The following is a 19255-nucleotide window of genomic DNA, read 5'->3' as shown; positions in this document are numbered from 1 at the left end:
AATATCCGAATGTCATCGAATCGTATGAATCTCCTACCGAGGAAAAAAGGCATTTCTGCGTTGCCCGGTGGCGGAAAAGGCGTCACTTTGCGTTAAAAACCATGATCGAGCAGGCCCATGACATTCGCACCGCTGCGTTTTGCGCTGTTTCTGGCTGGTATTTTCGTTGTGCTGGCGGGGATTATCCTTGCACCCGGTTCATTGAAGCTCACCGGCCACGAGGGCGACACGATCCATTCGCTTGATATCGCCTACCGGCTCGCGGCCGGGGCGAGGCCGCATGTGGACGTGATGACGCCGCTGGGAATGCTCGCATTCCTCCCGTTGCAGCTGTTCCTCGAGCGGGGATTCGGTCCGGGCATGTCCTTCCTGATGGGGCAGACCGCGGTCGCGCTGGTCTTGCTGCCGGGCATCTGGTGGGTCGGCATGAGCCGCCTGACCGGCTGGCTGCGCCTGTTCTATGGCGCCGGCATGGTGATCCTGGCGATGGCGCTGATCTTCGGTGGCGAGAACCCGGCGCTGGCGCTGTCGATGTACTACAACCGCTGGGCCTGGGTGCTGGCGAGCTTCATCATTCTGCCGGTGCTGCTGCCCGCACGTTCCGGCTGGGAGGTGCCTGCCGTTGACGGCGCAGTGGCCGGTTTTGCCGGTGCGGCACTCTTGCTCATCAAGATAACCTATGTGGTGGCCCTTCTTCCCGTGGTCCTGGTCTTCTTGCTGCGGGAACGGCAAGTTGGCTACCTGCTGGGGGGGCTCTTCGCAGCCTTCGCGGTGCTTGCCGCTGCAACAGTCTACTATGGCGGCTTCGGCTTCTGGCAGGCTTACATCGGCAACCTGGTCTCGGTTGCGTCGGGCCCGATGCGTCAGCATCCGGGCGTCGAGCTTGGCGACCTGATCGCGAGCCCGCAGTATCTGCCGATGAGCATGACATTGCTGGCCGCGGTCGTGCTCTGGCGGAAATCGGGGCTGGAGCGGCAGGGGCTCTACATGCTGCTGCTGGCACCAGGTTTCATATACATCACCTTTCAGAACTGGGGGAACGATCCGAAGTGGCTGTTCTTCCTCGGCATAACGCTACTCGCCTGTCGGCCTTCCGAGGATGCTAAACCGCTGATGGGCATGCCGCCGCGGATCGGGGCAACAGTTCTTGCGTGCTTCGCCTTTCTGCTGCTGTTCCCGAGCATGTCGAACCTCGCCACCTCTGGGATGCGCAACCTCTCCTACGATACCGAGAACATGACGGCGATCTTCCCGCAAGAGGGACGGCAGGACATCCTGATCTCGGAGAGCCGCAAGTTCGAGGGCGACATCCAGGTGCCGTTCACTGCTGTAGGCTATCCCGAGGGGGAGGTCCCCGAAGATGCCGAGCCACAGACCATCACTGTCAACGGCGAGGAGTTCCCGGATTGCGCGCTCAAGGGATCGGTCATCGGTTGGTTCTGGAAGGCTGCAGAGCAGTTGGCCGAGGTCGAGGAGGTCGTTGGCAAACAGGTCTACACCGCCGATTTCCACGATTCGATGTGGCTTTTCGGTCCGTTCGAGCCGACCCGCGGCGCAGGGCCTTGGTACTACGCGGCGGATGGCGATCTAGCCGAAGCTGAATACCTGATGGTGCCGTTCTGCGCGATCTCGGACTACTCGCGCCGCGAGAAATTGAAGCAGGTGGCCGAAGCCGATCGTCCGCTGGAAGAAATCCTACGGACCGATCTCTTCATCCTGCTACGATGGGGAGCTGCAGGCTGAAGCCTCGGACCGCGAGGTAGAGGCTTAGTGCACCGGACAGGCCCAGCCCCATTGGGAATTTCTGTGCCGTCCAGGACTTCCACTCCGGTGCCTGCGCCCGCACCCAAGGCGTCGCACGCGCGGCGCGGTGTACGAGAAGGGCGGCCAGCAGGCAGAACGCCAGAATGAAGAAAAACAGCGAGATGTCCTCGGGCCGGATAAAAGGCATGAAGGCAGCGATGTACTTGGCGTCGCCCCCGCCAAGGTTGCCGCGCGCGTTCAGGACGAATCCGACCACCAGCGCAACAAAGCCGATTCCGATACGCAGCGCATATTCCGACAGTGGCAGAAGGATCAGGCCGGAGACGAGGAAGACCGCAAAGAGCGAGAGGTTGAAGACATTGGTGATCTTCATCCGCTTCAGGTCACCCCACGCCGCCCAAAGCGAAAATGGCAGCGTGAGCAGGAAGAAGGCCGCGTCCGGCATAGTCATGTGAACGCGGCCCTCCCGGGGTCAGGTGCTTAGCGCAGAACCGAGCTGTTCAGCGCGGCGAGCTTGTTCGAGGCTTCCTCGAAGTGGCGCGGATGGGTCTCGATCGCCCGCTCGAGCAGGCCGCGACCGATGTCGACGTCGCCATTGCGGATTGCCTGAAGGGCGATGTTGTGCAGCAGCTCGGCCTCTTCTGCCTTGGTCATCGGCACGATAGGCAGGTCATAGACTTTCCTGGTTGCTCTGCTGATCGCGAGGTTGTTCTTGGCCGAGAACATCGTGCTGTCATAGCTGATGGCCTTTATGAACATGTCCTCGGCGCCGCCGCGATCCCCGCGAGCGATCTTGGAGATGCCCCAGTTGTTATAGATAGAGGCCGGCCGCGTGGTCATCTCGCGGGCCTGCTGATAGTAGGTGTCGGCTTTTTGCCATTCCTTGCGGTTGTCGGCGACCATTGCCTCGAGTTTGTAACGCTCGAAGCTTTCGACGGTCGGCGGAACCTTGCCGAGTTGCGCCTGGGCCTTGCTCCATTCGCCGGTCTGGATCAGCGCCTCTGCGTATTTGAGGCGGTCGGCGGTGTTCAGATTGCCCTTTTCTTCCATCGTGCCGTAGACCGAGGCCGCCTCGGCCGGGCGCTTTGCTGCCAAGAGCGATTTGGCCAGGCCGCGCTGGAAGTCGACGCGGCCGGGATCGCTGGCCAGTCCTCGCTGGAAATAGGCGACCGATTGGTTGGGATCGGCGAAATTCAGCATCAAGTCGTTGAGATTGCTCTCGTCGATGACGTTGAGCGCGTCCAGGTTCTCGATCTCCTCGCGCGCCGCGTCGCTTGCTGCCTGATGGTCGCAGCCCGCCACGACCAAAGCCGCGAGGACCGCCACCTTCGGCAGGTGGGATGTCCGGAAGTTCATGTGCCTGTACCTCTGCTCGGGTATTATTAATTGTTTCCAAGCAGAAGGTACCGCCCATTCCCCCTTCGGACCAAGCGAAAATCGGCATCGGGCTGCTGATCGGGCACAACCTGTGCCAGCTTTGCGTCGAGTAGCTGCAGATTGTCCCGGATTTCTTCGCTATTCCCGCTGTCCAGGGCGTACGCAACGCGGAATGCCTCTCGTGCTTCACCCAACTCGCCCCTGTTGTAGAGCACAATACCGAGGTTGTTCCATGCGGGGACGAACTTGTCGTCCTCGTCCAATGCACGGCGCAGGACTTTCTCGGCTTGGTTCAAGCGTCCGAGTTGAAGGTTGGCCGAACCGATGCCGGTGAGGACGTCGGCGTTCAGGCCCAGATCCACGGCAGCCGCATAATAGGCCTCTAGCGCCAGTTCATATTCCTCGGCCGCCATGAGTTGATGCCCTATCGCCAGTCCGTCCTCTCCGGTCACCCGGCGCGAGGCGGGAGTGCCGCCTGGCCCGGCACCTGCCTCGGACAGCCGCCCGGGATCCTCGCAACCGGAAAGCAGAAGCGCCGCACCCATGATGGGCGCGGCGCAAAACTTGCGAAGACGCGAAGGTTCAGAAGAGAACGCGGCCAATTTCATAAAGCGAGGGTCCGACAAGGATGATCAGCAGTGGCGGAACTGTGAACATCATCGTGCCCAGCGTCAACTTGGTGGGCAGCTTGTTGGCCTTCTCCTCGGCACGCATGACACGCTTGTCGCGCATTTCCGATGCATAGACCCGCAACGCATCTGCGATCGAGGTACCAAACGTGGCCGACTGGACGAGCACCGTGACGAAGGCCGAGATGTCCGAGACTCCGCAGCGTTCGCCCATGTCGCGAAGCACACTGACCCGGTCCTTACCGGCGCGGATTTCGTTCGAGACGATCTCGAACTCTTCGGCCAGCGTCGGGTAGGCATTCTGCACTTCGTTGGCGACCCGCAGGATAGCCTGATCGAGCGATTGGCCGGCTTCGACGCAAACCAACATAAGGTCCAGCGCGTCCGGAAAACCGTTGGTGATTTCTTCCTGACGAACCTGCTTGCGGCGTTCGACCCAGTAGTCGGGCGCGTAGTAGCCGATCAGACCCGGGCCTAGCACGCTTAGGATGACCGTGGTCAGCCCGGGCTCGTCCGGGCGGATCAGGACGGTGAGCGTGCCGATGGCCAGCAGCCCGACCCCAAGCATGAAGCGCATCAGGTGGTAGGTCGACACCGCATTGCGCGAACGATAGCCGGCCTGCATCAGCTTCAGGCGCGTCTGGCTCAGCTCTTTCTCATCGGTCGGTTCAAGGTAGGGCTTGAACCGCTCCAATTGCCGGCCGCCGCTGTCGTAGCGCAAGCGGACCGCACCCCCCTCTTCCTTTTTAGGCTGGTAGACGCTCGAGCCCTTCAGCTTGTTCAGCGGATCGGGCTTTGTGCGGAACAGCATGGGCGCTGTCATCAGGATCATGACGAACCCGAGGAAGCCCATGATATAGAGGGGGCCGAGCGGTCCGAGGGCCGCGTGCGTGAATTCCCACCCCAGCGTCAGCATTTCCATGGGTTTACGCCTCTCAGACCTTGATGTTGACCATCGCGCGCATGAAGATCACGTTGATGAAGAGCATCACCGCGACCACGATAGCTGCCGGCACGAAGGCTGTGCTGTTCTTAACGTCGTCGTAATAATCCGGCTGGATAAGCTGGATGAAGACAAGTGCGGCGAGCGGGAAGATCGATAGGAACCAGCCGGACCAACGCGCTTCGGCGGTGATTGCTTTCACGCGGCGGAACAGTTTGAAGCGGGCGCGGATCACCTTGGCCAGGCCGTCGAGAATCTCGGCCAGGTTCCCGCCCGACTGAGACTGGATGCTGACAGCCACCGCCAGGAATTTGACGTCCTGGATGTCGATCCGCTGGGCCATCGTGGTCAGGCTCTCGGTCACGTCCATGCCGTAGGTGCTTTCGTCCACGACAATGCCGAACTCGGTCCCCAGCGGGTCGGGCATTTCCTGTGCGACGATATTGATCGAGGATGAGAACGGGTGCCCGACGCGCAGGCTCCGGACAATAAGTTCTACTGCATCCGGCAGCTGCTCCTCGAACAGCGCGATGCGCTTCTTGGCCTTGTTGTTGAGCCAAAGGTAGACCGCGCCGTAACCCATGACGATGGCCAGGCCGATCCGGATCGCGAGGCTTGCACCGGTGAAGAAGGTCAGCCCCATGAAGCCGGAAATCCCGATGATGACCATCACGATAAGCAGGCCGACAGGCGAGAAGGCGATGTTTGCCTGCTGCGCCTTGGCGCTGAGCGGGGCGAGCACGGGAAGCCCCTGGTTGCCGCTGTGCTGTTCGCGTTCGCGGCGCAGGGTTTCCAGCACCTCCTCGCGGGACTCGCCCTTCTCCAGCAGTTCGAGCCGCCGGTTGACCTTGCTTTCCAGCCGCACCGATTTGCCGAACACGAGGAGGTAGATCCCCTCGATCATGAAGAACACGCCGACGAAGATGGCCGCGTAGATAAGTGGTTCCGTGCTCATGCTCTGGCTCCTCCGGCAGTCTTAGCCCTGCGCGGTGTAGATCGACGCGGGAAGGTCGTAACCCCACTGGCGGAAGCGCTCGGCGTATTTCGAGCGGATGCCGGTCGGTGTGAAGCGGCCGAGAATCTTGCCGTCCTCGGCGAGGCCCAGACGTTCGAACTTGAAGATCTCCTGCATCGAGATGATGTCGCCTTCCATGCCCGTCACCTCGGTGATGGAGAGCATCCGACGCGAGCCATCCTGCAGGCGGCTGACCTGCACGATCAGGTTGACCGCCGAGGCGATCTGGCCGCGCATGGCCTTGATCGGCATGTCTACGCCGGACATCGCGATCATGTTCTCGAGACGTGAGAGCGCGTCGCGCGCCGAGTTGGCGTGGATCGTGGTCATCGAGCCGTCGTGGCCGGTGTTCATGGCCTGCAGCATGTCGATGACCTCGTTGCCGCGCGTCTCGCCGACAATAATGCGGTCAGGACGCATACGCAGTGCGTTCCTCAGCAAGTCTCGCTGACTGACCTCGCCCTTGCCTTCGACGTTGGCGGGGCGGCTTTCCATCCGGCCGACGTGTATCTGCTGAAGCTGAAGTTCCGCCGTATCCTCGATGGTCACGATGCGCTCGTGATCGTCGATGAACGAGGACAGGGCATTGAGGTTGGTCGTCTTACCAGAACCGGTACCGCCCGAAACGATGATGTTCAGGCGGGTTGCGACCGCAGCCTGAAGATAGGCCGCCATTTCCTCGGTGAAGGCGCCGTATTCGACGAGTTCGTCGATCGAGAGTTTGTCCTTGGAGAACTTACGGATCGAGACAAGCGCCCCGTCCACGGCGCAGGGCGGGACCATCGCGTTAAAGCGGGAGCCGTCTTGCAAGCGGGCATCGACGTAGGGGTGGCTTTCGTCCACCCGGCGGCCGACCGCCGAGACGATCTTGTCGATGACGCGCATCAGGTGGCGATCATCGCGGAAGCGGATCGAAGTCAATTCCAGCTTGCCGCGGCGTTCCACGAACACCTGGTGCGGGCCGTTTACCAGGATATCGTTCACCGTCGGATCCTTCAGCAGGACCTCGAGTGGACCAAGGCCGGTGATCTCGTCGAAGAGATCCTGGTTCAGCTGTTCGGTTTCCTGCGCGTTTAGAACAACCCCGTTCTCGCGCAAGCCTTCGCGCATGATCGAGCCGATCTCGCGGCGCAGGTCCTGCTCTGTCGCCTTCTCCAGAGCGGCCAGGTTCAGCGTCTCGAGCAGACGCTTGTGCAGTTCCATCCGGATGTCGAGCAGGCGTTCCTGACGCTTCGTCTCGCGCTGCATATCGGCCAACTCGGAGGCGGTGACTGCCTTCTTGGCCTTCTCAACACGTTGCTTGGTCTTCAGTGCCTGCTCGGCGGGATCAACCTCGATCTTCGGCGGCGCGGGCGGAGCTTCCTGAGCGCGCTGGTAGCGTCGGAACATGCGTCAAATCCTCCGGTTTACTGAGCCACGGCCGCTTTGTCGGCGATCACGGCGTCGAAGATTGTCTGTGCAATATTCTTGATCTCGCGGCGAAGCGCGTTCTTGGCCGCGGATTCCGCCAGCGGCTGCCCTTCGTCACAGGCCGAGGCGACAGCTTTGCCGCCGTCCGGGAGCATGATGTTGATTTCGACCCCAAGGCTTTCCGCCAAGCGCTTGGCACGCGCCTTGCCGTTCATGTCGGTGAAGCCGGGGGCACGGTTGATTGCAAACTGCACTTTCTCGTACGGCAGATCCTCGGCCTTGAGGGCGCGCAGGAACCGAAGGCAGTTCTGGGCCGAGCGCATGTCGACTTCCATCACTGCAAAGAACGTTTCGGACATGCGCAGCACCTGATCGAACCAGTGGACCAGCGCCTGGGGCATGTCGATAATCACGAAGTCATAGCTGGACTGCGCGATCTGGATCAGCTTGGCGATGTCCTCGGGCGCGATGATGTCCAGCGGCAGCGTATCCATGGGCGCTGTCAGCACCGCGAGTCGCGTCCTGTACGACGTCAAAGCCGATGAAAGGGCATTGTGATCCAGACCGTCTGGGTCGGAAATCAACTCGTAGATCGCCTCACGCCGCGGCAGGTCGAGATAGGTCGAGACCGAGCCGTACTGGAAGTTGAAGTCCAGGATGCAAACCCGCTTATCGGTCTTCTTGGTGAGCAGCGCGAGTTCCCATGCAAGGTTGACTGCAAAGGTGCTGGCACCCACGCCGCCAGAGACACCGTAGACCGGTATCACGAGGCCGTGGCGCTTGCGCTGCTTGCCCTTCTGCTGCTCGGCCACGCCCTGGCGCACGATGGTCCGCATCTGGGTGATCGAGTCGGCCAGTGCGCCTTCTGCCATAGGGTAGGGGGCGAAATCGTCGGCACCGACCTTCAGCAGGCGGTGCAGCGCCGCCGGCGAGACGTCCTTTACAATCAGCAGGACCTTCAGTCCGTGGTCCCGAGCGGTCTGAACCACTCGGACCGCGGCATCGATCTCGGATTCGTCGTCGGAGGAGACCGCAACGATGGCGATTTCCAGGTCGGAACCTGCCCCAGCCTTGAGCGCGGCTTCCCCGCCGCCCAGCTCCATTGGAGCCCAGCGGCCGGCGAGTTCCTGGTCGAGATCGGTGACCAGCGCAGGGAACTCCTGAACGTTCCGCGCGATAACGAAAATCTCGATTTCTTCTGCCTTAACCTTCAGCAGGCCCATGTCGCCACCTCGATTCCAATCGGATACCCGTTACGTCCATCGGGACGGTTTCCACAGCCACAAGTTGCGCGGCGGGACTCACTACAGGTTTTCCTGATCACCATAGGACATACCCAAATCCGATTACACATCTAAAACCCTACAGGGCCTAACAAAACATGATTTTTCGATATTAAAAGTGGCGAAAGTGCGACTCCCGTTGGGGATTCTTGGGGTATCGCCGCCCCGGACAGATTCGTCGCAGCCTTGGATTTGCAGGCCATCAGAAATGGGCCTGAAGATGGCGTAAAAAAGAAGGCCGCCGGGGATACCGGCGGCCTTGGTTTCGATTGGCGCAGGCTTATTCGCCGGCGCTCACATAGTCCTGGTAGATGTTGTGAGCGACCTTGCCGTCGAAATCGTACCCCATGAAGCGGCGGTCAAAACCGACGATCTGGGTCACGGTGCGGCGGTTCAGACGCTCCGGGTTCGGCGTGGCGATCAGCGGCCGGGTCTCACCCAGCGATGCCACGGCCTCGACCTGGCCCTTCCGGACGCCGCGGGCGATCAGGTAGTTGACCGCCGCTTGAGCCCGGCGCAGGCCGAGACGCTGGTTGTAGCCGCTAGAGCCAACCAGGTCGGTGTGGCCATAGACACGGAACTTGATCGCCGGATTGGCCCGGATCCACGCCGCCTGCTGATCGAGTGCCGCACGGGCGTTCGCGTCCAGCGTCGCCTGGTTGAACTCGAAGTTGATCATGTCAGGCGCCGAGGCGCGGAACTGAGCCTGGAGCTCTGCCAGCAGGTTGCCCTGCAGGCTGACCGCCTGGGCCAGCAGGTTGCTGGTGGTCGCCGTACCATAGGTACTGGTCGCACCTGGAAGCAGGCCGGCCTCTTTGGAGCAGCCGGCCAAGGCTGCCATGACACCGAGGATGGTAGTGGTCTTGAGAAGAGTTTTCATGTTTCTCACTCCATCACGTAGCCGTAGGAGCCCTGGAAGTCCTGGCGGGCCACGTCACGAACCACCGGCGAGCCTTCGACCGAACCGTTGAGGAACAGGTCGAACTCGGTGGGGATCCGCATGCGGTCCGTCGGCAGCGACAGCAGGTCGCCGTCGGTCGGCGAAACCAGGTGCGGGGTGATCATGATCACCAGTTCGCTCTGGCGGCGCTGGTAGCTGGTCGACCGGAAGAGCGAGCCCAGAACCGGCACGTCGCTGAGCCAGGGGACCTGGCTGACGTTGTCGGTAAAGTCGTCTTCCAGCAGGCCGGCGATGGCGAAGCTCTGACCGTCACGCATCTCGACGACGGTCGAGGCGTTACGGGTCGAGATCGTCGGTGCGCCGTCGATCACTTCCTCGACATCGCTGACCTCGGTCCGAAGCTCCAGCCGGATCAGGTCCTCGTCGACCACCGTGGGGGTGAAGTCGAGGCTGATACCGAAGGGTTTGAACTCGATGGTAGTAACGCCGTCGCCGGAATCAACCGGGACCGGGAACTCGCCACCGGCGAGGAAGCTTGCGCTCTCGCCCGAGATCGCGACCAGGTTCGGTTCGGCCAACGTACGAACCATGCCCTTGTCTTCGAGCGACTGGATCAAAAGGTTGACCGTAAAGTCGCCGAGGTTGAACAGGCTGATACCGAAGACGCCAACGGACGACGGGTCAACCAGGAAGTCCCCAGCATTAGCACCGGAGCCAAGGCCGCCGTCTACGATCCCAAGGGCCTGGCCGTCGCCACCGAACGCGCCACCGGCGGCGTCGCTTCCGGCGAAGGTGGTGCCGAGGTTGGTGCCCAGCGATTTCGCAACGGTGCGCGACATTTCGGCAAAGCGAACCTTAAGCATCACCTGCTGAGTGCCGCCTACCATCATCAGGTTGGTCACCTGGCCCGGGGCATAGCGCTCAGCTAGCTCCAGTGCGCGGGAGACCTTGCGGGCCCCACTGACACGGCCGCTGAGAATCATGCCGCTGGCAGCCGCAGTGACCTCGATTGGCTCGTTGGGAAGAATATCCCGCAGCCGCTCCTTGAATTCGGTCAGGTCGGGGGTGACCACCACTTCTACGTTGGTGATCAGTTCGCCCTCGGGGCCGAGGATGGTCAGCGTCGTGCGGCCCGGCGCCTTGCCGAGCACGTAGATGGTCCGTTCGCCAAGCGTGGCGATGTCGGCGATTCCAGGGTTGGCAACCGACAGTTCCGCGAAGGGACGGTCGGCTTCCATGACAATGGCCCGGTTAACGGACACGGAGATGTTGTCGGAGGTCGCCCCCCGCATGACCTGCAGCACGCTTTGCGCGGACGCGTCCGACACAAGAGGTGCCGACAGAACGAACCCCAAGAGGCTCGCCTTTATCAGTCGGTTCCAGTTCATGTTCCTGCCTCTCATTACGTATGGGTCAGGCGTTCCGCCAAACGGTCGTCGCCCATGCTCTAGAACATGTCTGGGAATTTATTTTAACTCAATAATCAATGTGTTGCGCGGTTTCTTTGATGTTGTCGAGCCACACCGATCCGTTTTTTCCTTATTTTTCAATGGGGAGGGATCTGCTGAGAATCCGGATCTCTCGTGAATAGTGCGGATCTGATCAAACACATGGCAGGGCTGGGTGGTCCGCTGAAATGAAGAACGCCCTGACGATGTCAGGGCGTTCAATAAATCAACCAGTTAGGCGATATAGTGCTACACCGGTTCTATTGAGTGGTGGTTTCTTCGCGGGGGCATTCAACCTCCACAGTGGTGATCTGCAGGCCCCGGCGAATCCGGTTGAAGCACTTCTTCTCCTTCTCCACCTCAACTTCTTGGATCCCGAGTAGATCGCGCTGAGTAACCTGGAGTGGACCGAGGATCTCTTCTTCTTCCGAGCCGCGCAGAGACAGCGAAAGTTGCCCAGTGGTCTGAGCTTGGGCCAGCGTGGCTACTGTAATTGGCGGGACCTCTAGGGTGATGGTCCGGGCAACGGTAGGTCGCCGAGTATCCTGGTCCGCGATCTGGTCAATGGCGATCAAGTCGATGTCTTCAAGAAGAAGCTTTGTGACCTGCTGGCCGCCTTGCGATCCGGACCAGTATATATCCACTCGATCACCAGGCTGCAGAAACCCAGACACGCCGGTCGAGACGCTAACGTTGATCGTATAGGCCCGCATGCCCTTGTTGAGGCGCGAGGAAACGCCTGCATCTTGACCAAAGCGTGTCACCTTACTCGCCATAATAATCTCGCCGGGCTCCATGGTGCGGACAATCTGGCGAGCTCCGGACTCCTCGTTCCCGAACAGCTCTTCCATGGACGTAAAGGCATTTTCAGGGACAGCATCTACCGGAAAGCGCACTTCCGCGGCGTCACCCTCTCGCAGCTCTTGGCCGTAACGCAATTCGCGTGTCGCGAGCAGAACCGGTTTCGTCTCCACCACCTTGCTAGCCTTCGCGCGAAGTACGCTGTTTTCGTACTGCATCGCACGAAACTGCTCCATAGCCATATAGACTGCGAAGCCTGCGATGCCGATGCCGACGAGGAATACGAGTGCGAAGACGATTCTCATTTGCCTACTGACCTCTGTGATCGCGAACCTGAAGGTCCTGAGCGTGCCGAACCGGCGAAAAACCCGAGACCTAGTAGTGCGAAGCCGTCACACTACTGTAGATGTCGGAGGCCGCCTCGTAAATGCCGCCGCGGATGATGTTCATTACGATGAGGCCAAGCGTGACGAGCGCTGCGGTCAGAACAACCCAGTCCACAGTGACAGCGCCATCTTCGTCCTGTTCGAAGCGGTGTTTAAGGATACGGCTCAGATCGAGATTTTGCATGTTTCCTCCGGGGTATCCGGCCGATACGCGTGGCCATATTCCTCAACTGAATCGGGGGCAGCCCGTGTTCAGGCCGCCCCCGGAACTGCAAGTGCCGAATACGCGCGTCAGTTGCCGGACTGGTCGATCGCGCTGGTCAGCGAGCTGTAGATGTCCGATGCAGCGTCGTACACACCGCCACGGATGATGTTCAGAACGATGATGCCGATGCCCACGATGGCCGCGGTCAGAACGACCCAGTCCACGGTGACGGCGCCGTCTTCGTCCTTAACGAAGTACTTCTTCAGCTTGAACAGTTTCATGGTCTTACCTCCAGGGGGTATATGATAGTTGCTTGATGCAACGGCCCGAATTCCGGTCATTCCACGGTTATGATGCCGTCTCAGCCTTCTTCGTCCCGTTCCGTTCCAAACGTCGTTACTCAGCGAACGAGTGCAATACACCGCTCAAATCGGGCAGAAAAATGACGCGGCGGGCGCATTTCTCGTTCATTGCGTGGCGAAAGTTTATTTTTCCGTTCGCAGGGTCGGCTGCATCTCGAAGACATCGACACTAATGACATCTATATAAAGAAGTCCCCGCATCCCACAGAATTTGTTGCTGTTTTAACACGACGCATGGTGCCATGTTCTCCTTGGCGGATTGCTCTGCGGACCGAAACCGGCGTACCAACTGGATAACAATCGGCAGGTCGCCCAATCAGGGAACAGGACAGTGCGAGCATTTTTCACTCGTTTGGGGGTCGTAACGCTTCTGGCGCTACCCGCGGTCTCGCTGGCTGGAGAATCGCCCACCGACGGCTTCACGTTCAAGCGTGTGAAACCATCGAGCGCCAGTAAGGGCAAACTGATCAACATACAGATCGATCCGGTCGCGGCGCCGGTGGCGGTACTGGGCCACAAGCCCGATCTTCCGCCCGCGCGCGTCGCAATTCGGCGGAACCCTGTAGTCGCCCCGCCTTCCGGGGACGGCACTGCCTCATGGTTCTGGCAATTGATGTCTCCGGCGCTTGCCGACGCCGGCTTCTCGAAGATGCAGCGCGCCGTCCAGGTCATGGGCACAAACGCGGATCAGGCGGGCCGGTTCACTCCGAATCCGGTCCTTGTCGCACGGGTTGTCGAGGAGTGGGGCGAGGAGATTCTCAAGGCGACCGCCGGTACCCAGGTGTCTCCAGCACTCGTTGCCTCGGTGATCGCCGTCGAAAGTGCTGGCAAGGCCAAGGCAAAAAGCCATGCGGGGGCCGTAGGGCTGATGCAGTTGATGCCCGCTACTGCGAAACGCTTCGGCGTCACCGACCGTACAGATCCGGCGCAGAGCATTCGCGGCGGGGTTGCTTACCTCGACTTCCTGCTGAATGAATTCCGGGGTGACGCCCTTCTTGCACTGGCTGGCTACAACGCCGGTGAGGGTGCCGTGCGGCGCAACGGTGGTGTCCCGAACTACGACGAGACCCGAGCCTACGTGCCCAAGGTAGTGGCGGCATGGAGCCAGGCGCGCATGATGTGTCTGGCGCCACCGGTGCGGGTGACCGACGGGTGCCTGTTCTCCGGGGTCAAGATCGCGGCAAACTGACCATGGATGCGACCGGAAGTTTGTCCCCGCTTGTTACTGACCTCGATGGAACCCTGCTGCGATCCGACACGCTGCTCGAGAGTTTCTGGAAAGGGATGGGGGTCGCCCCATTGCGGACGATCGCGACATCCGTCCGCCTGATTCGGCAACGAGCTGCTCTGAAGGCTGAGTTGGCGCGAATCGCTCGCCCCGAAGTGGCATTGATACCCGTCGATAAGGACGTCGAGGCGCTGCTTAATCGCGCGCGGCAGGAGGGGCGTCCGGTGCATCTCGTGTCCGGTGCGGCGCACGAACTTGTCGCTGAAGCTGCGAAGGCGCATGGGCCTTTCGACAGTGTGCACGGCTCGGACGGTGCCACCAACCTGACGGCGGCCAACAAGGCGGCGCGGCTCGAAACGATGTTCGGGACGAAGGGCTATGACTATATAGGCGATTCGTCGGCAGACATTCCGGTCTGGCAGTCCGCCCGCGAAGGATTCGTGGCACGGCCGCGGGCGGCGTTCCTCCAGATGCTCAAACTCAAGGGGCTGACGCCGACGCCCATCGGCAGTCCTTGGCGCAAGCGTGACCTTCTGCGTGCGCTGAGACCTCACCAGTGGCTGAAGAACATGCTGCTGTTCCTGCCGCTGATCGCGGCGCATCGTCTGGACGCCGAGGGAATCTTCTCGGTTATCCTCGGCGTGATAGCATTTTCGGCGCTCGCGTCTTCCATCTATATCGTGAACGACCTCATCGATCTGGACGCGGATCGGCAGCACGAGACCAAATGTAAACGGCCGTTCGCCAGCGGGGCCGTTCCGATAAAGGTCGGGATGGCCGCGAGCCTGGGTCTTGGCCTACTCGGCATGGCTCTCGGAGCCTTCCTGGGGCCGTGGATGCTGGTCGTACTGCTCGTCTACCTGGTTTCTACCCTGTCCTATTCCATGCACCTCAAGCGGGTACGTTGGGTAGACGTCACCATGCTGGCCGGACTTTATACGCTGCGGGTGGTCGCGGGTGCGGTCGCCGGCGGGGTGGAGGCGTCGGGCTGGCTGTTCGGCTTCATATTCCCGATCTTCTTGTCGCTCGGCTGCGTAAAGCGGCTGACCGAATTGTCCCGCGCTAAGGGAGAAGGCTTCCTGCCCGGACGCCGCTACCAGGCCAAGGATCGGGATGACCTGCTGAACGTTGCGATCGTTGCCGGGATAGGATCCGTGGCCGTCTTCACTGCCTACAGCCTCAGTGACACGGCCGACGCGCTCTACCATCCCGTGAAACTGCTCTGGCTGGTTGCGTTCCTGTTGGCAGCCTGGCTGACGCGAATGGTCTGGACAGGGTGGAGAGGCGAGCAGGATTACGATCCGATCATCTTCGCGATCACCGACAGGATCGGAATGGCGCTCTTTCTGCTCGCCGTCGCGGTTCTGGTGTACGCGGGCGGTTGACGCCCGCGCCGCCTCAGATCTGTAGTTTCTTGAAAATTGGCTCAGGCACCGAGCGGATGATGCCCATGATCCCGCCCCAGAACCAGGGCGTGTAGATCACGTTCCTGCGTTTTCGGACCGCGCTCAGGATGTCCTCGGCGACCTGTTCCGGCTTCGCGACCAAGAAGAGGCCGTCCAGCCCCCAGGTCATGGCCGTGTCGACGAACCCTGGTTTTACTGTGACAACGTGGACACCGCTGCGACCCAGGCGGTTGCGGAGGCCGGAAAGAAGCGTCGCAAAGCCTGCTTTCGCCGCTCCATAGGCGTAGTTGCCAAGCCGCCCCCGGTCGCCGGCGACGGAGCCGACGCCGACGACCGTCCCGGCGCCGCGCGCCTCCATCAAGGGCGCGAGCCTTAGCAAAAGGGTGCCGGTGGCGGTGAAATTGTCCTGAATGACCTGCGCCAGAAGCGAAGGGTCTGACTCGACATCCTCCTGCGGGGGCATCGCTCCAGCGAAGACGGCGACGTTGAACGGGCCGTCCGCCTGTTCCGCCCTGGCGGTGATCGCATCGGCGCTGGTGGTGTCGCGCATGTCGTAGGGCAGAACCTCGACCTGCATGGCGCCGCGCAGGCGTAAGTCGGCCGCGTCACGCTCAAGGTCTTCGGTATCGCGCCCGCACAAAACGACGGTTGCACTGCGCGACGAGACGGCGCGCGCCAGTGCCCGGGCCATAGCCGAGCTGGCGCCGATGATGAACCAGGTTTCGCTCATGCGGTCCCCCTTAGGTCGAGCCGCCGAGCCTGGTCGGTGGCGAAGACGCCGTCCGGATCCGCCGCCCGCACGGCGGCGCGGAATGCGTCGAGTTCCGGGTACATCGCCGCGATGTTGCGCGGCTCGGCCAGTGAGTCTTTGGCCAGATAGATGCGCCCGCCGGCTTCGGCGGTGCGATCGTTCAGCGTGCGGACCAACTCGACCGCCTCGGGGCGGTTCGGGAAGTCCACGGCCAGGGTATAGCCCTCCATCGGGAAGGACAGCGGACCGGCGCGCCCAGGTCCCATGCGCTTGAGCACGGCGAGCGGCGCGGCAAGGCCAGAATCCGCGATTCGCGTCAGCATCTCGCGCAGCACATCCGGGGCGCTGTCGGGGGGCAGGACGCACTGGAACTGATGGAAGCCACGCTTTCCGTAGAGCTTGTTCCAACCGCTGATCGAATCGAGTGGAAAAAGGAACGCGGCAAGCGGACGTGTTCGGGTCCGTCCCCCTGCAGGAATGCGGCGGAAGTAGCGGCCGTTGAAGGTTCGGACGACCGGGCCGGACAGCAGGAAGCCAGGGGCGTCGACCGGGACGCTGCTGCCGCTGCCGGGCGGCACGAACGGGGCGCCGGGGGCCGAGAATTCGGCTTCCTCCAGAACTCCGCGGCCAAGGTCGGAGCCTTTCCCGGTCGCGTCGATCCAGCCAACCTGGAATGTGGCGGTGCTCGCACTGAATGCCTTCAGGTAGGCGTCAAGGTCGGGGATCCGCTGTTCCCGGACTTCGACCGTGCCCGAGGGGCAGGGGGCCAGGCGGATGCGGGCGCTCTCGATCACGCCACTCAGGCCCATGCCGCCCATGGTTGCGCGGAAAAGGTCGGGCGCCTCCTCGGCGCTGACATCGGTCGCCTCGCCATCGGCGTTCAGCAGACGGATGCTCTCGACATGCTGGCCGAAGCTGCCCGCCTGATGGTGGTTCTTACCGTGAACGTCCGCCGCGATGGCGCCGCCGAGGGTGACGTGGCCGGTACCGGGCATCACGGCCGGCATCCAGCCGCGCGGCGCCATGTGGCGCAGGATGTCCGACAGGCGCACGCCCGCTTCGGCTTCGAGCACGCCGGTGTTCGGATCGAAGTCCAGCATCCGGTCGAGCCTGGTCATGTCGATAGCCGGACGCTCGCCGGAAAGAGCGGCATCGCCGTAGGAGCGGAGAGCACCAAGGGCAGGACCGGGGGAATCCGCCAACTGGCGGCGCAGGGCGGCGGCCTTTTCAGGGCGCGCGCGTCCGGCTTCGGCAGAAAGCACACGGCCCCAGCCTGTATACGGAGTGGTGTTAAGCGGCATGAGCTCCTCTCATCGCGGCGCGGGTGGCGATCGGGAACATGGCGAGCCCAATCGCGATGGCGAACCAGAGTGTCGTCAAGCGAATGACGGCGGTGGCGGGGATCGAGACCGATAGCGGTACGCCCTCGAGCGAGAGCAGAGCGACCATTGCCGCCTCGGCGCCGCCGAGGCCGCCGGGCGCGCCGGTGGCGCCGCCGGTGACCATGGCGATCAGGAAGATGCCGACCGCGGTCCAAAGCGGAACTTCGGCGCCCATCCAGCCCAGCAGCAAGTAGAAAGAATAGCCCTCGGCGAACCAGCCGAGTCCTCCGAGCAACAGTGCGGGCAGCACCACCGGCCAGGCCGAGAATGGGCGCAGCGATTGCGCCGCGCGACGTGCCTTGCCGAAGAGCTTGGGCCAGCGGCGGACCATGCGCCAGCCCAGTTCAAGCGCTGCTATCAGCAGGCTGGCGCGGGTTACGACAATGGCTGCTATCACCGACAGCACAGCGACGGGGATGCCGCCCGCAAGGCCGGCCGTGCTGAAGGCGACAGCGATGGCGGTCAGCAGCCCCATTGCAGCAAGGTCGGCGGCGCGGTCGACCACGACAAGTGCTGCGGTCCGTTCGAACGGCGCGCCGGTTTCCAGCGAGATCCAGCGCAGCCGGACAAGTTCGCCCACGCGGCCGGGTGTGGCGGTCAGGGCAAAGCCGCCGAGGTAGTGGCGCAAGGTCTGCAGGAATTCCACGGGGATGCGCTGCACGCGGCAGTAAAGCTGCCAGCGGAAGGCGCGCAGGATGTAGTTGGAGAATGCCAGTGCCAGCAGGATCGCGACCTCGGGTGCGGTCAGGCGACGGATCGATGCCCAGGTTTCCTCCCAGCCGGTGGCGGCGGCAAGACCGGCTAGGCCAAGCGCCATTGCGGCGACAAGGCCGACAGTCAGCCAGATGTCGCGCCAGGGTCTGGGTGTTGCGGTTGTCTGCGTCATGCCATTCCTGCGCGGCCCTTCGGGGCGGTTCGCGGCAGCCCTAGACTCAGGTATGGGCAGAACAATGGCAAGATCGGAATATGTTCACCTTCCAGGCGGATTTCTCTGGCGGTTGTGACCGGCTCAGGCTTGGAAGACGTCCGACCATTCGGGATGGCGGCGGCGCATGGCGTTCACGAACGGGCAGAGGGGGACGATCTTCACCCCCTCGGCCCGGGCGTCCGCGATCAGTCGCTCGACCAGCGCCTTGCCGGCGCCGGTTCCGCGAAGGCTGTCGGGAACGCCAGTGTGGTCCGCGATGATCAGAGTCGGCGAGGCGATGGAGTAGGTCAGCTCTCCCTCGCCATCGGGGTGGCGCAGAACGTAGCGGCCCTTCGAGCCATCGACCTCGCGGCTGATCTCGAAATCCGCCATCAGACGATGGCGGCTTCGGTCTTGGAGCGGACCTCGTCCTCGGTGACCTCGGGGGCCAACTCGACAATTTTCAGCCCGCCCTCGACGACGTCGAAGACCCCGAGGTTGGTGATTATCCGGTCCACGACCCCGGTGCCGGTCAGCGGCAGGGTGCATGCCTTCAGCAGCTTCGGCTCGCCGGCCTTGTTGGTGTGATCCATGATCACGACCACCCGGCCGACGCCGGCGACCAGGTCCATCGCGCCGCCCATGCCCTTGACCAGCTTGCCGGGGATCATCCAGTTCGCCAGGTCGCCGTTCTCGGCCACTTCCATCGCGCCCAGGATCGCCATGGCGATCTTGCCGCCGCGGATCATGCCGAAGCTGGTGGCGCTGTCGAAATACGAGGTGTGGGCCAGCTCGGTAATCGTCTGCTTGCCGGCGTTGATGAGGTCCGGGTCCACCGCGTCATCGGTCGGGAACGGGCCCATGCCCAGCATACCGTTCTCGGACTGAAGGGTGACGTGCACGCCTTCGGGGATGTAGTTCGGAACCAGGGTCGGAATGCCGATCCCGAGGTTCACATAGGTGCCGTCCTCAAGCTCCTGAGCCGCGCGCGCGGCCATCTGGTTGCGGTCCCAAGGCATAATGTGTTCCTCCGCTAGGGGGTGGGAAATTGGTCGCT

General features: G+C 62.2%; 20 protein-coding genes. 3 read left to right on the top strand and 17 right to left on the bottom strand.

Annotation, left to right across the window (positions count from 1 at the left end; translation table 11 throughout):
- Positions 1-117 precede the first annotated feature (117 nt).
- Complete coding sequence (locus ACW9UR_RS08565) at positions 118-1743, top strand: hypothetical protein (protein WP_458916546.1); 1626 nt, start codon at positions 118-120, stop codon at positions 1741-1743.
- Here the strand turns inward: ACW9UR_RS08565 and ACW9UR_RS08560 are convergent.
- The 12 genes from ACW9UR_RS08560 to ACW9UR_RS08505 all read right to left on the bottom strand — a co-directional run bounded on the left by ACW9UR_RS08560 (position 1712) and on the right by ACW9UR_RS08505 (position 12443).
- A complete protein-coding gene (locus tag ACW9UR_RS08560) occupies positions 1712-2215 on the bottom strand; it encodes an A24 family peptidase (protein WP_458916545.1) in 504 nt (167 codons plus the stop codon). The two genes, ACW9UR_RS08565 and ACW9UR_RS08560, sit on opposite strands and share 32 nt — an antisense overlap.
- A 29-nt stretch (positions 2216-2244) precedes the next feature.
- The gene (locus ACW9UR_RS08555) at positions 2245-3120 is read right to left on the bottom strand and encodes a tetratricopeptide repeat protein (RefSeq protein WP_458916544.1); all 876 of its coding nucleotides are present in this window, start codon (positions 3118-3120) and stop codon (positions 2245-2247) included.
- A gap of 26 nt (positions 3121-3146) precedes the next feature.
- Positions 3147-3749, bottom strand: a complete 603-nt coding sequence (locus tag ACW9UR_RS08550; RefSeq protein ID WP_458916543.1) for a tetratricopeptide repeat protein — start codon at positions 3747-3749, stop codon at positions 3147-3149.
- Entirely contained in the window at positions 3724-4692 is a 969-nt protein-coding gene (locus ACW9UR_RS08545; RefSeq protein ID WP_458916542.1) for a type II secretion system F family protein, read from the bottom strand. The genes ACW9UR_RS08550 and ACW9UR_RS08545 overlap by 26 nt, the downstream gene beginning before the upstream one ends.
- A 13-nt stretch (positions 4693-4705) precedes the next feature.
- Positions 4706-5668, bottom strand: coding sequence for a type II secretion system F family protein (locus tag ACW9UR_RS08540; protein WP_458916541.1), 963 nt, complete (start codon positions 5666-5668; stop codon positions 4706-4708).
- A gap of 21 nt (positions 5669-5689) precedes the next feature.
- Complete coding sequence (locus ACW9UR_RS08535) at positions 5690-7117, bottom strand: CpaF family protein (protein ID WP_458916540.1); 1428 nt, start codon at positions 7115-7117, stop codon at positions 5690-5692.
- Positions 7118-7134: 17 nt separating this feature from the next.
- Positions 7135-8361 (bottom strand): AAA family ATPase, encoded by a 1227-nt coding sequence (locus ACW9UR_RS08530; protein ID WP_458916539.1) that lies wholly within the window; start codon positions 8359-8361, stop codon positions 7135-7137.
- A gap of 340 nt (positions 8362-8701) precedes the next feature.
- Positions 8702-9301 (bottom strand): OmpA family protein, encoded by a 600-nt coding sequence (locus ACW9UR_RS08525; protein WP_458916538.1) that lies wholly within the window; start codon positions 9299-9301, stop codon positions 8702-8704.
- Positions 9302-9306: 5 nt separating this feature from the next.
- The gene (locus ACW9UR_RS08520) at positions 9307-10710 is read right to left on the bottom strand and encodes a type II and III secretion system protein family protein (protein WP_458916537.1); all 1404 of its coding nucleotides are present in this window, start codon (positions 10708-10710) and stop codon (positions 9307-9309) included.
- Positions 10711-11030: 320 nt separating this feature from the next.
- Positions 11031-11876, bottom strand: coding sequence for a Flp pilus assembly protein CpaB (gene cpaB, locus ACW9UR_RS08515; protein ID WP_458916536.1), 846 nt, complete (start codon positions 11874-11876; stop codon positions 11031-11033).
- 70 nt (positions 11877-11946) lie between these two features.
- Complete coding sequence (locus tag ACW9UR_RS08510) at positions 11947-12141, bottom strand: hypothetical protein (protein ID WP_458916535.1); 195 nt, start codon at positions 12139-12141, stop codon at positions 11947-11949.
- Between the two features lie 107 nt (positions 12142-12248).
- Entirely contained in the window at positions 12249-12443 is a 195-nt protein-coding gene (locus ACW9UR_RS08505) for a Flp family type IVb pilin (protein ID WP_458916534.1), read from the bottom strand.
- 412 nt (positions 12444-12855) lie between these two features.
- Between ACW9UR_RS08505 and ACW9UR_RS08500 the strand changes: the two genes are divergently transcribed.
- Both ACW9UR_RS08500 and ACW9UR_RS08495 read left to right on the top strand, forming a co-directional pair.
- A complete protein-coding gene (locus ACW9UR_RS08500) occupies positions 12856-13713 on the top strand; it encodes a lytic transglycosylase domain-containing protein (protein ID WP_458916533.1) in 858 nt (285 codons plus the stop codon).
- A 2-nt stretch (positions 13714-13715) separates the two neighbouring features.
- Positions 13716-15137 (top strand): UbiA family prenyltransferase, encoded by a 1422-nt coding sequence (locus tag ACW9UR_RS08495; protein WP_458916532.1) that lies wholly within the window; start codon positions 13716-13718, stop codon positions 15135-15137.
- 13 nt (positions 15138-15150) lie between these two features.
- Here ACW9UR_RS08495 and ACW9UR_RS08490 read toward each other — a convergent pair whose 3' ends face one another.
- From ACW9UR_RS08490 to ACW9UR_RS08470, 5 genes are all read right to left on the bottom strand, one after another.
- A complete protein-coding gene (locus ACW9UR_RS08490) occupies positions 15151-15888 on the bottom strand; it encodes an SDR family oxidoreductase (protein WP_458916531.1) in 738 nt (245 codons plus the stop codon).
- Positions 15885-17210: an FAD-binding protein gene (locus ACW9UR_RS08485; protein ID WP_458916530.1), complete on the bottom strand. Its 1326-nt coding sequence runs from the start codon at positions 17208-17210 to the stop codon at positions 15885-15887. Before ACW9UR_RS08485 ends, ACW9UR_RS08490 begins: the two co-directional genes overlap by 4 nt.
- Positions 17200-18177 carry a lysylphosphatidylglycerol synthase transmembrane domain-containing protein gene (locus ACW9UR_RS08480; protein WP_458916529.1) on the bottom strand — a complete coding sequence of 326 codons (978 nt, stop codon included), beginning with the start codon at positions 18175-18177 and terminating at the stop codon, positions 17200-17202. The genes ACW9UR_RS08485 and ACW9UR_RS08480 overlap by 11 nt, the downstream gene beginning before the upstream one ends.
- 123 nt (positions 18178-18300) lie before the next feature.
- Positions 18301-18591 carry a GNAT family N-acetyltransferase gene (locus ACW9UR_RS08475; RefSeq protein WP_458916528.1) on the bottom strand — a complete coding sequence of 97 codons (291 nt, stop codon included), beginning with the start codon at positions 18589-18591 and terminating at the stop codon, positions 18301-18303.
- The gene (locus ACW9UR_RS08470; protein ID WP_458916527.1) at positions 18591-19217 is read right to left on the bottom strand and encodes a CoA transferase subunit B; all 627 of its coding nucleotides are present in this window, start codon (positions 19215-19217) and stop codon (positions 18591-18593) included. The genes ACW9UR_RS08475 and ACW9UR_RS08470 overlap by 1 nt, the downstream gene beginning before the upstream one ends.
- Positions 19218-19255: the final 38 nt, after the last annotated feature.

The sequence above is a fragment of the Halovulum sp. GXIMD14794 genome, assembly GCF_054457455.1.
The sequence above is the reverse complement of the archived record's forward strand: the minus strand, read 5'-3'. Positions and strand labels throughout refer to the sequence as shown.

Coding starts and splice junctions, on each gene's coding strand:
- ACW9UR_RS08565 (WP_458916546.1), top strand. CDS start 118: ATGACATTCGCACCGCTGCGTTTTGCGCTGTTTCTGGCTGGTATTTTC.
- ACW9UR_RS08560 (WP_458916545.1), bottom strand. CDS start 2,215: ATGACTATGCCGGACGCGGCCTTCTTCCTGCTCACGCTGCCATTTTCG.
- ACW9UR_RS08555 (WP_458916544.1), bottom strand. CDS start 3,120: ATGAACTTCCGGACATCCCACCTGCCGAAGGTGGCGGTCCTCGCGGCT.
- ACW9UR_RS08550 (WP_458916543.1), bottom strand. CDS start 3,749: ATGAAATTGGCCGCGTTCTCTTCTGAACCTTCGCGTCTTCGCAAGTTT.
- ACW9UR_RS08545 (WP_458916542.1), bottom strand. CDS start 4,692: ATGGAAATGCTGACGCTGGGGTGGGAATTCACGCACGCGGCCCTCGGA.
- ACW9UR_RS08540 (WP_458916541.1), bottom strand. CDS start 5,668: ATGAGCACGGAACCACTTATCTACGCGGCCATCTTCGTCGGCGTGTTC.
- ACW9UR_RS08535 (WP_458916540.1), bottom strand. CDS start 7,117: ATGTTCCGACGCTACCAGCGCGCTCAGGAAGCTCCGCCCGCGCCGCCG.
- ACW9UR_RS08530 (WP_458916539.1), bottom strand. CDS start 8,361: ATGGGCCTGCTGAAGGTTAAGGCAGAAGAAATCGAGATTTTCGTTATC.
- ACW9UR_RS08525 (WP_458916538.1), bottom strand. CDS start 9,301: ATGAAAACTCTTCTCAAGACCACTACCATCCTCGGTGTCATGGCAGCC.
- ACW9UR_RS08520 (WP_458916537.1), bottom strand. CDS start 10,710: ATGAACTGGAACCGACTGATAAAGGCGAGCCTCTTGGGGTTCGTTCTG.
- cpaB (WP_458916536.1), bottom strand. CDS start 11,876: ATGAGAATCGTCTTCGCACTCGTATTCCTCGTCGGCATCGGCATCGCA.
- ACW9UR_RS08510 (WP_458916535.1), bottom strand. CDS start 12,141: ATGCAAAATCTCGATCTGAGCCGTATCCTTAAACACCGCTTCGAACAG.
- ACW9UR_RS08505 (WP_458916534.1), bottom strand. CDS start 12,443: ATGAAACTGTTCAAGCTGAAGAAGTACTTCGTTAAGGACGAAGACGGC.
- ACW9UR_RS08495 (WP_458916532.1), top strand. CDS start 13,716: ATGGATGCGACCGGAAGTTTGTCCCCGCTTGTTACTGACCTCGATGGA.
- ACW9UR_RS08490 (WP_458916531.1), bottom strand. CDS start 15,888: ATGAGCGAAACCTGGTTCATCATCGGCGCCAGCTCGGCTATGGCCCGG.
- ACW9UR_RS08485 (WP_458916530.1), bottom strand. CDS start 17,210: ATGCCGCTTAACACCACTCCGTATACAGGCTGGGGCCGTGTGCTTTCT.
- ACW9UR_RS08480 (WP_458916529.1), bottom strand. CDS start 18,177: ATGACGCAGACAACCGCAACACCCAGACCCTGGCGCGACATCTGGCTG.
- ACW9UR_RS08475 (WP_458916528.1), bottom strand. CDS start 18,591: ATGGCGGATTTCGAGATCAGCCGCGAGGTCGATGGCTCGAAGGGCCGC.
- ACW9UR_RS08470 (WP_458916527.1), bottom strand. CDS start 19,217: ATGCCTTGGGACCGCAACCAGATGGCCGCGCGCGCGGCTCAGGAGCTT.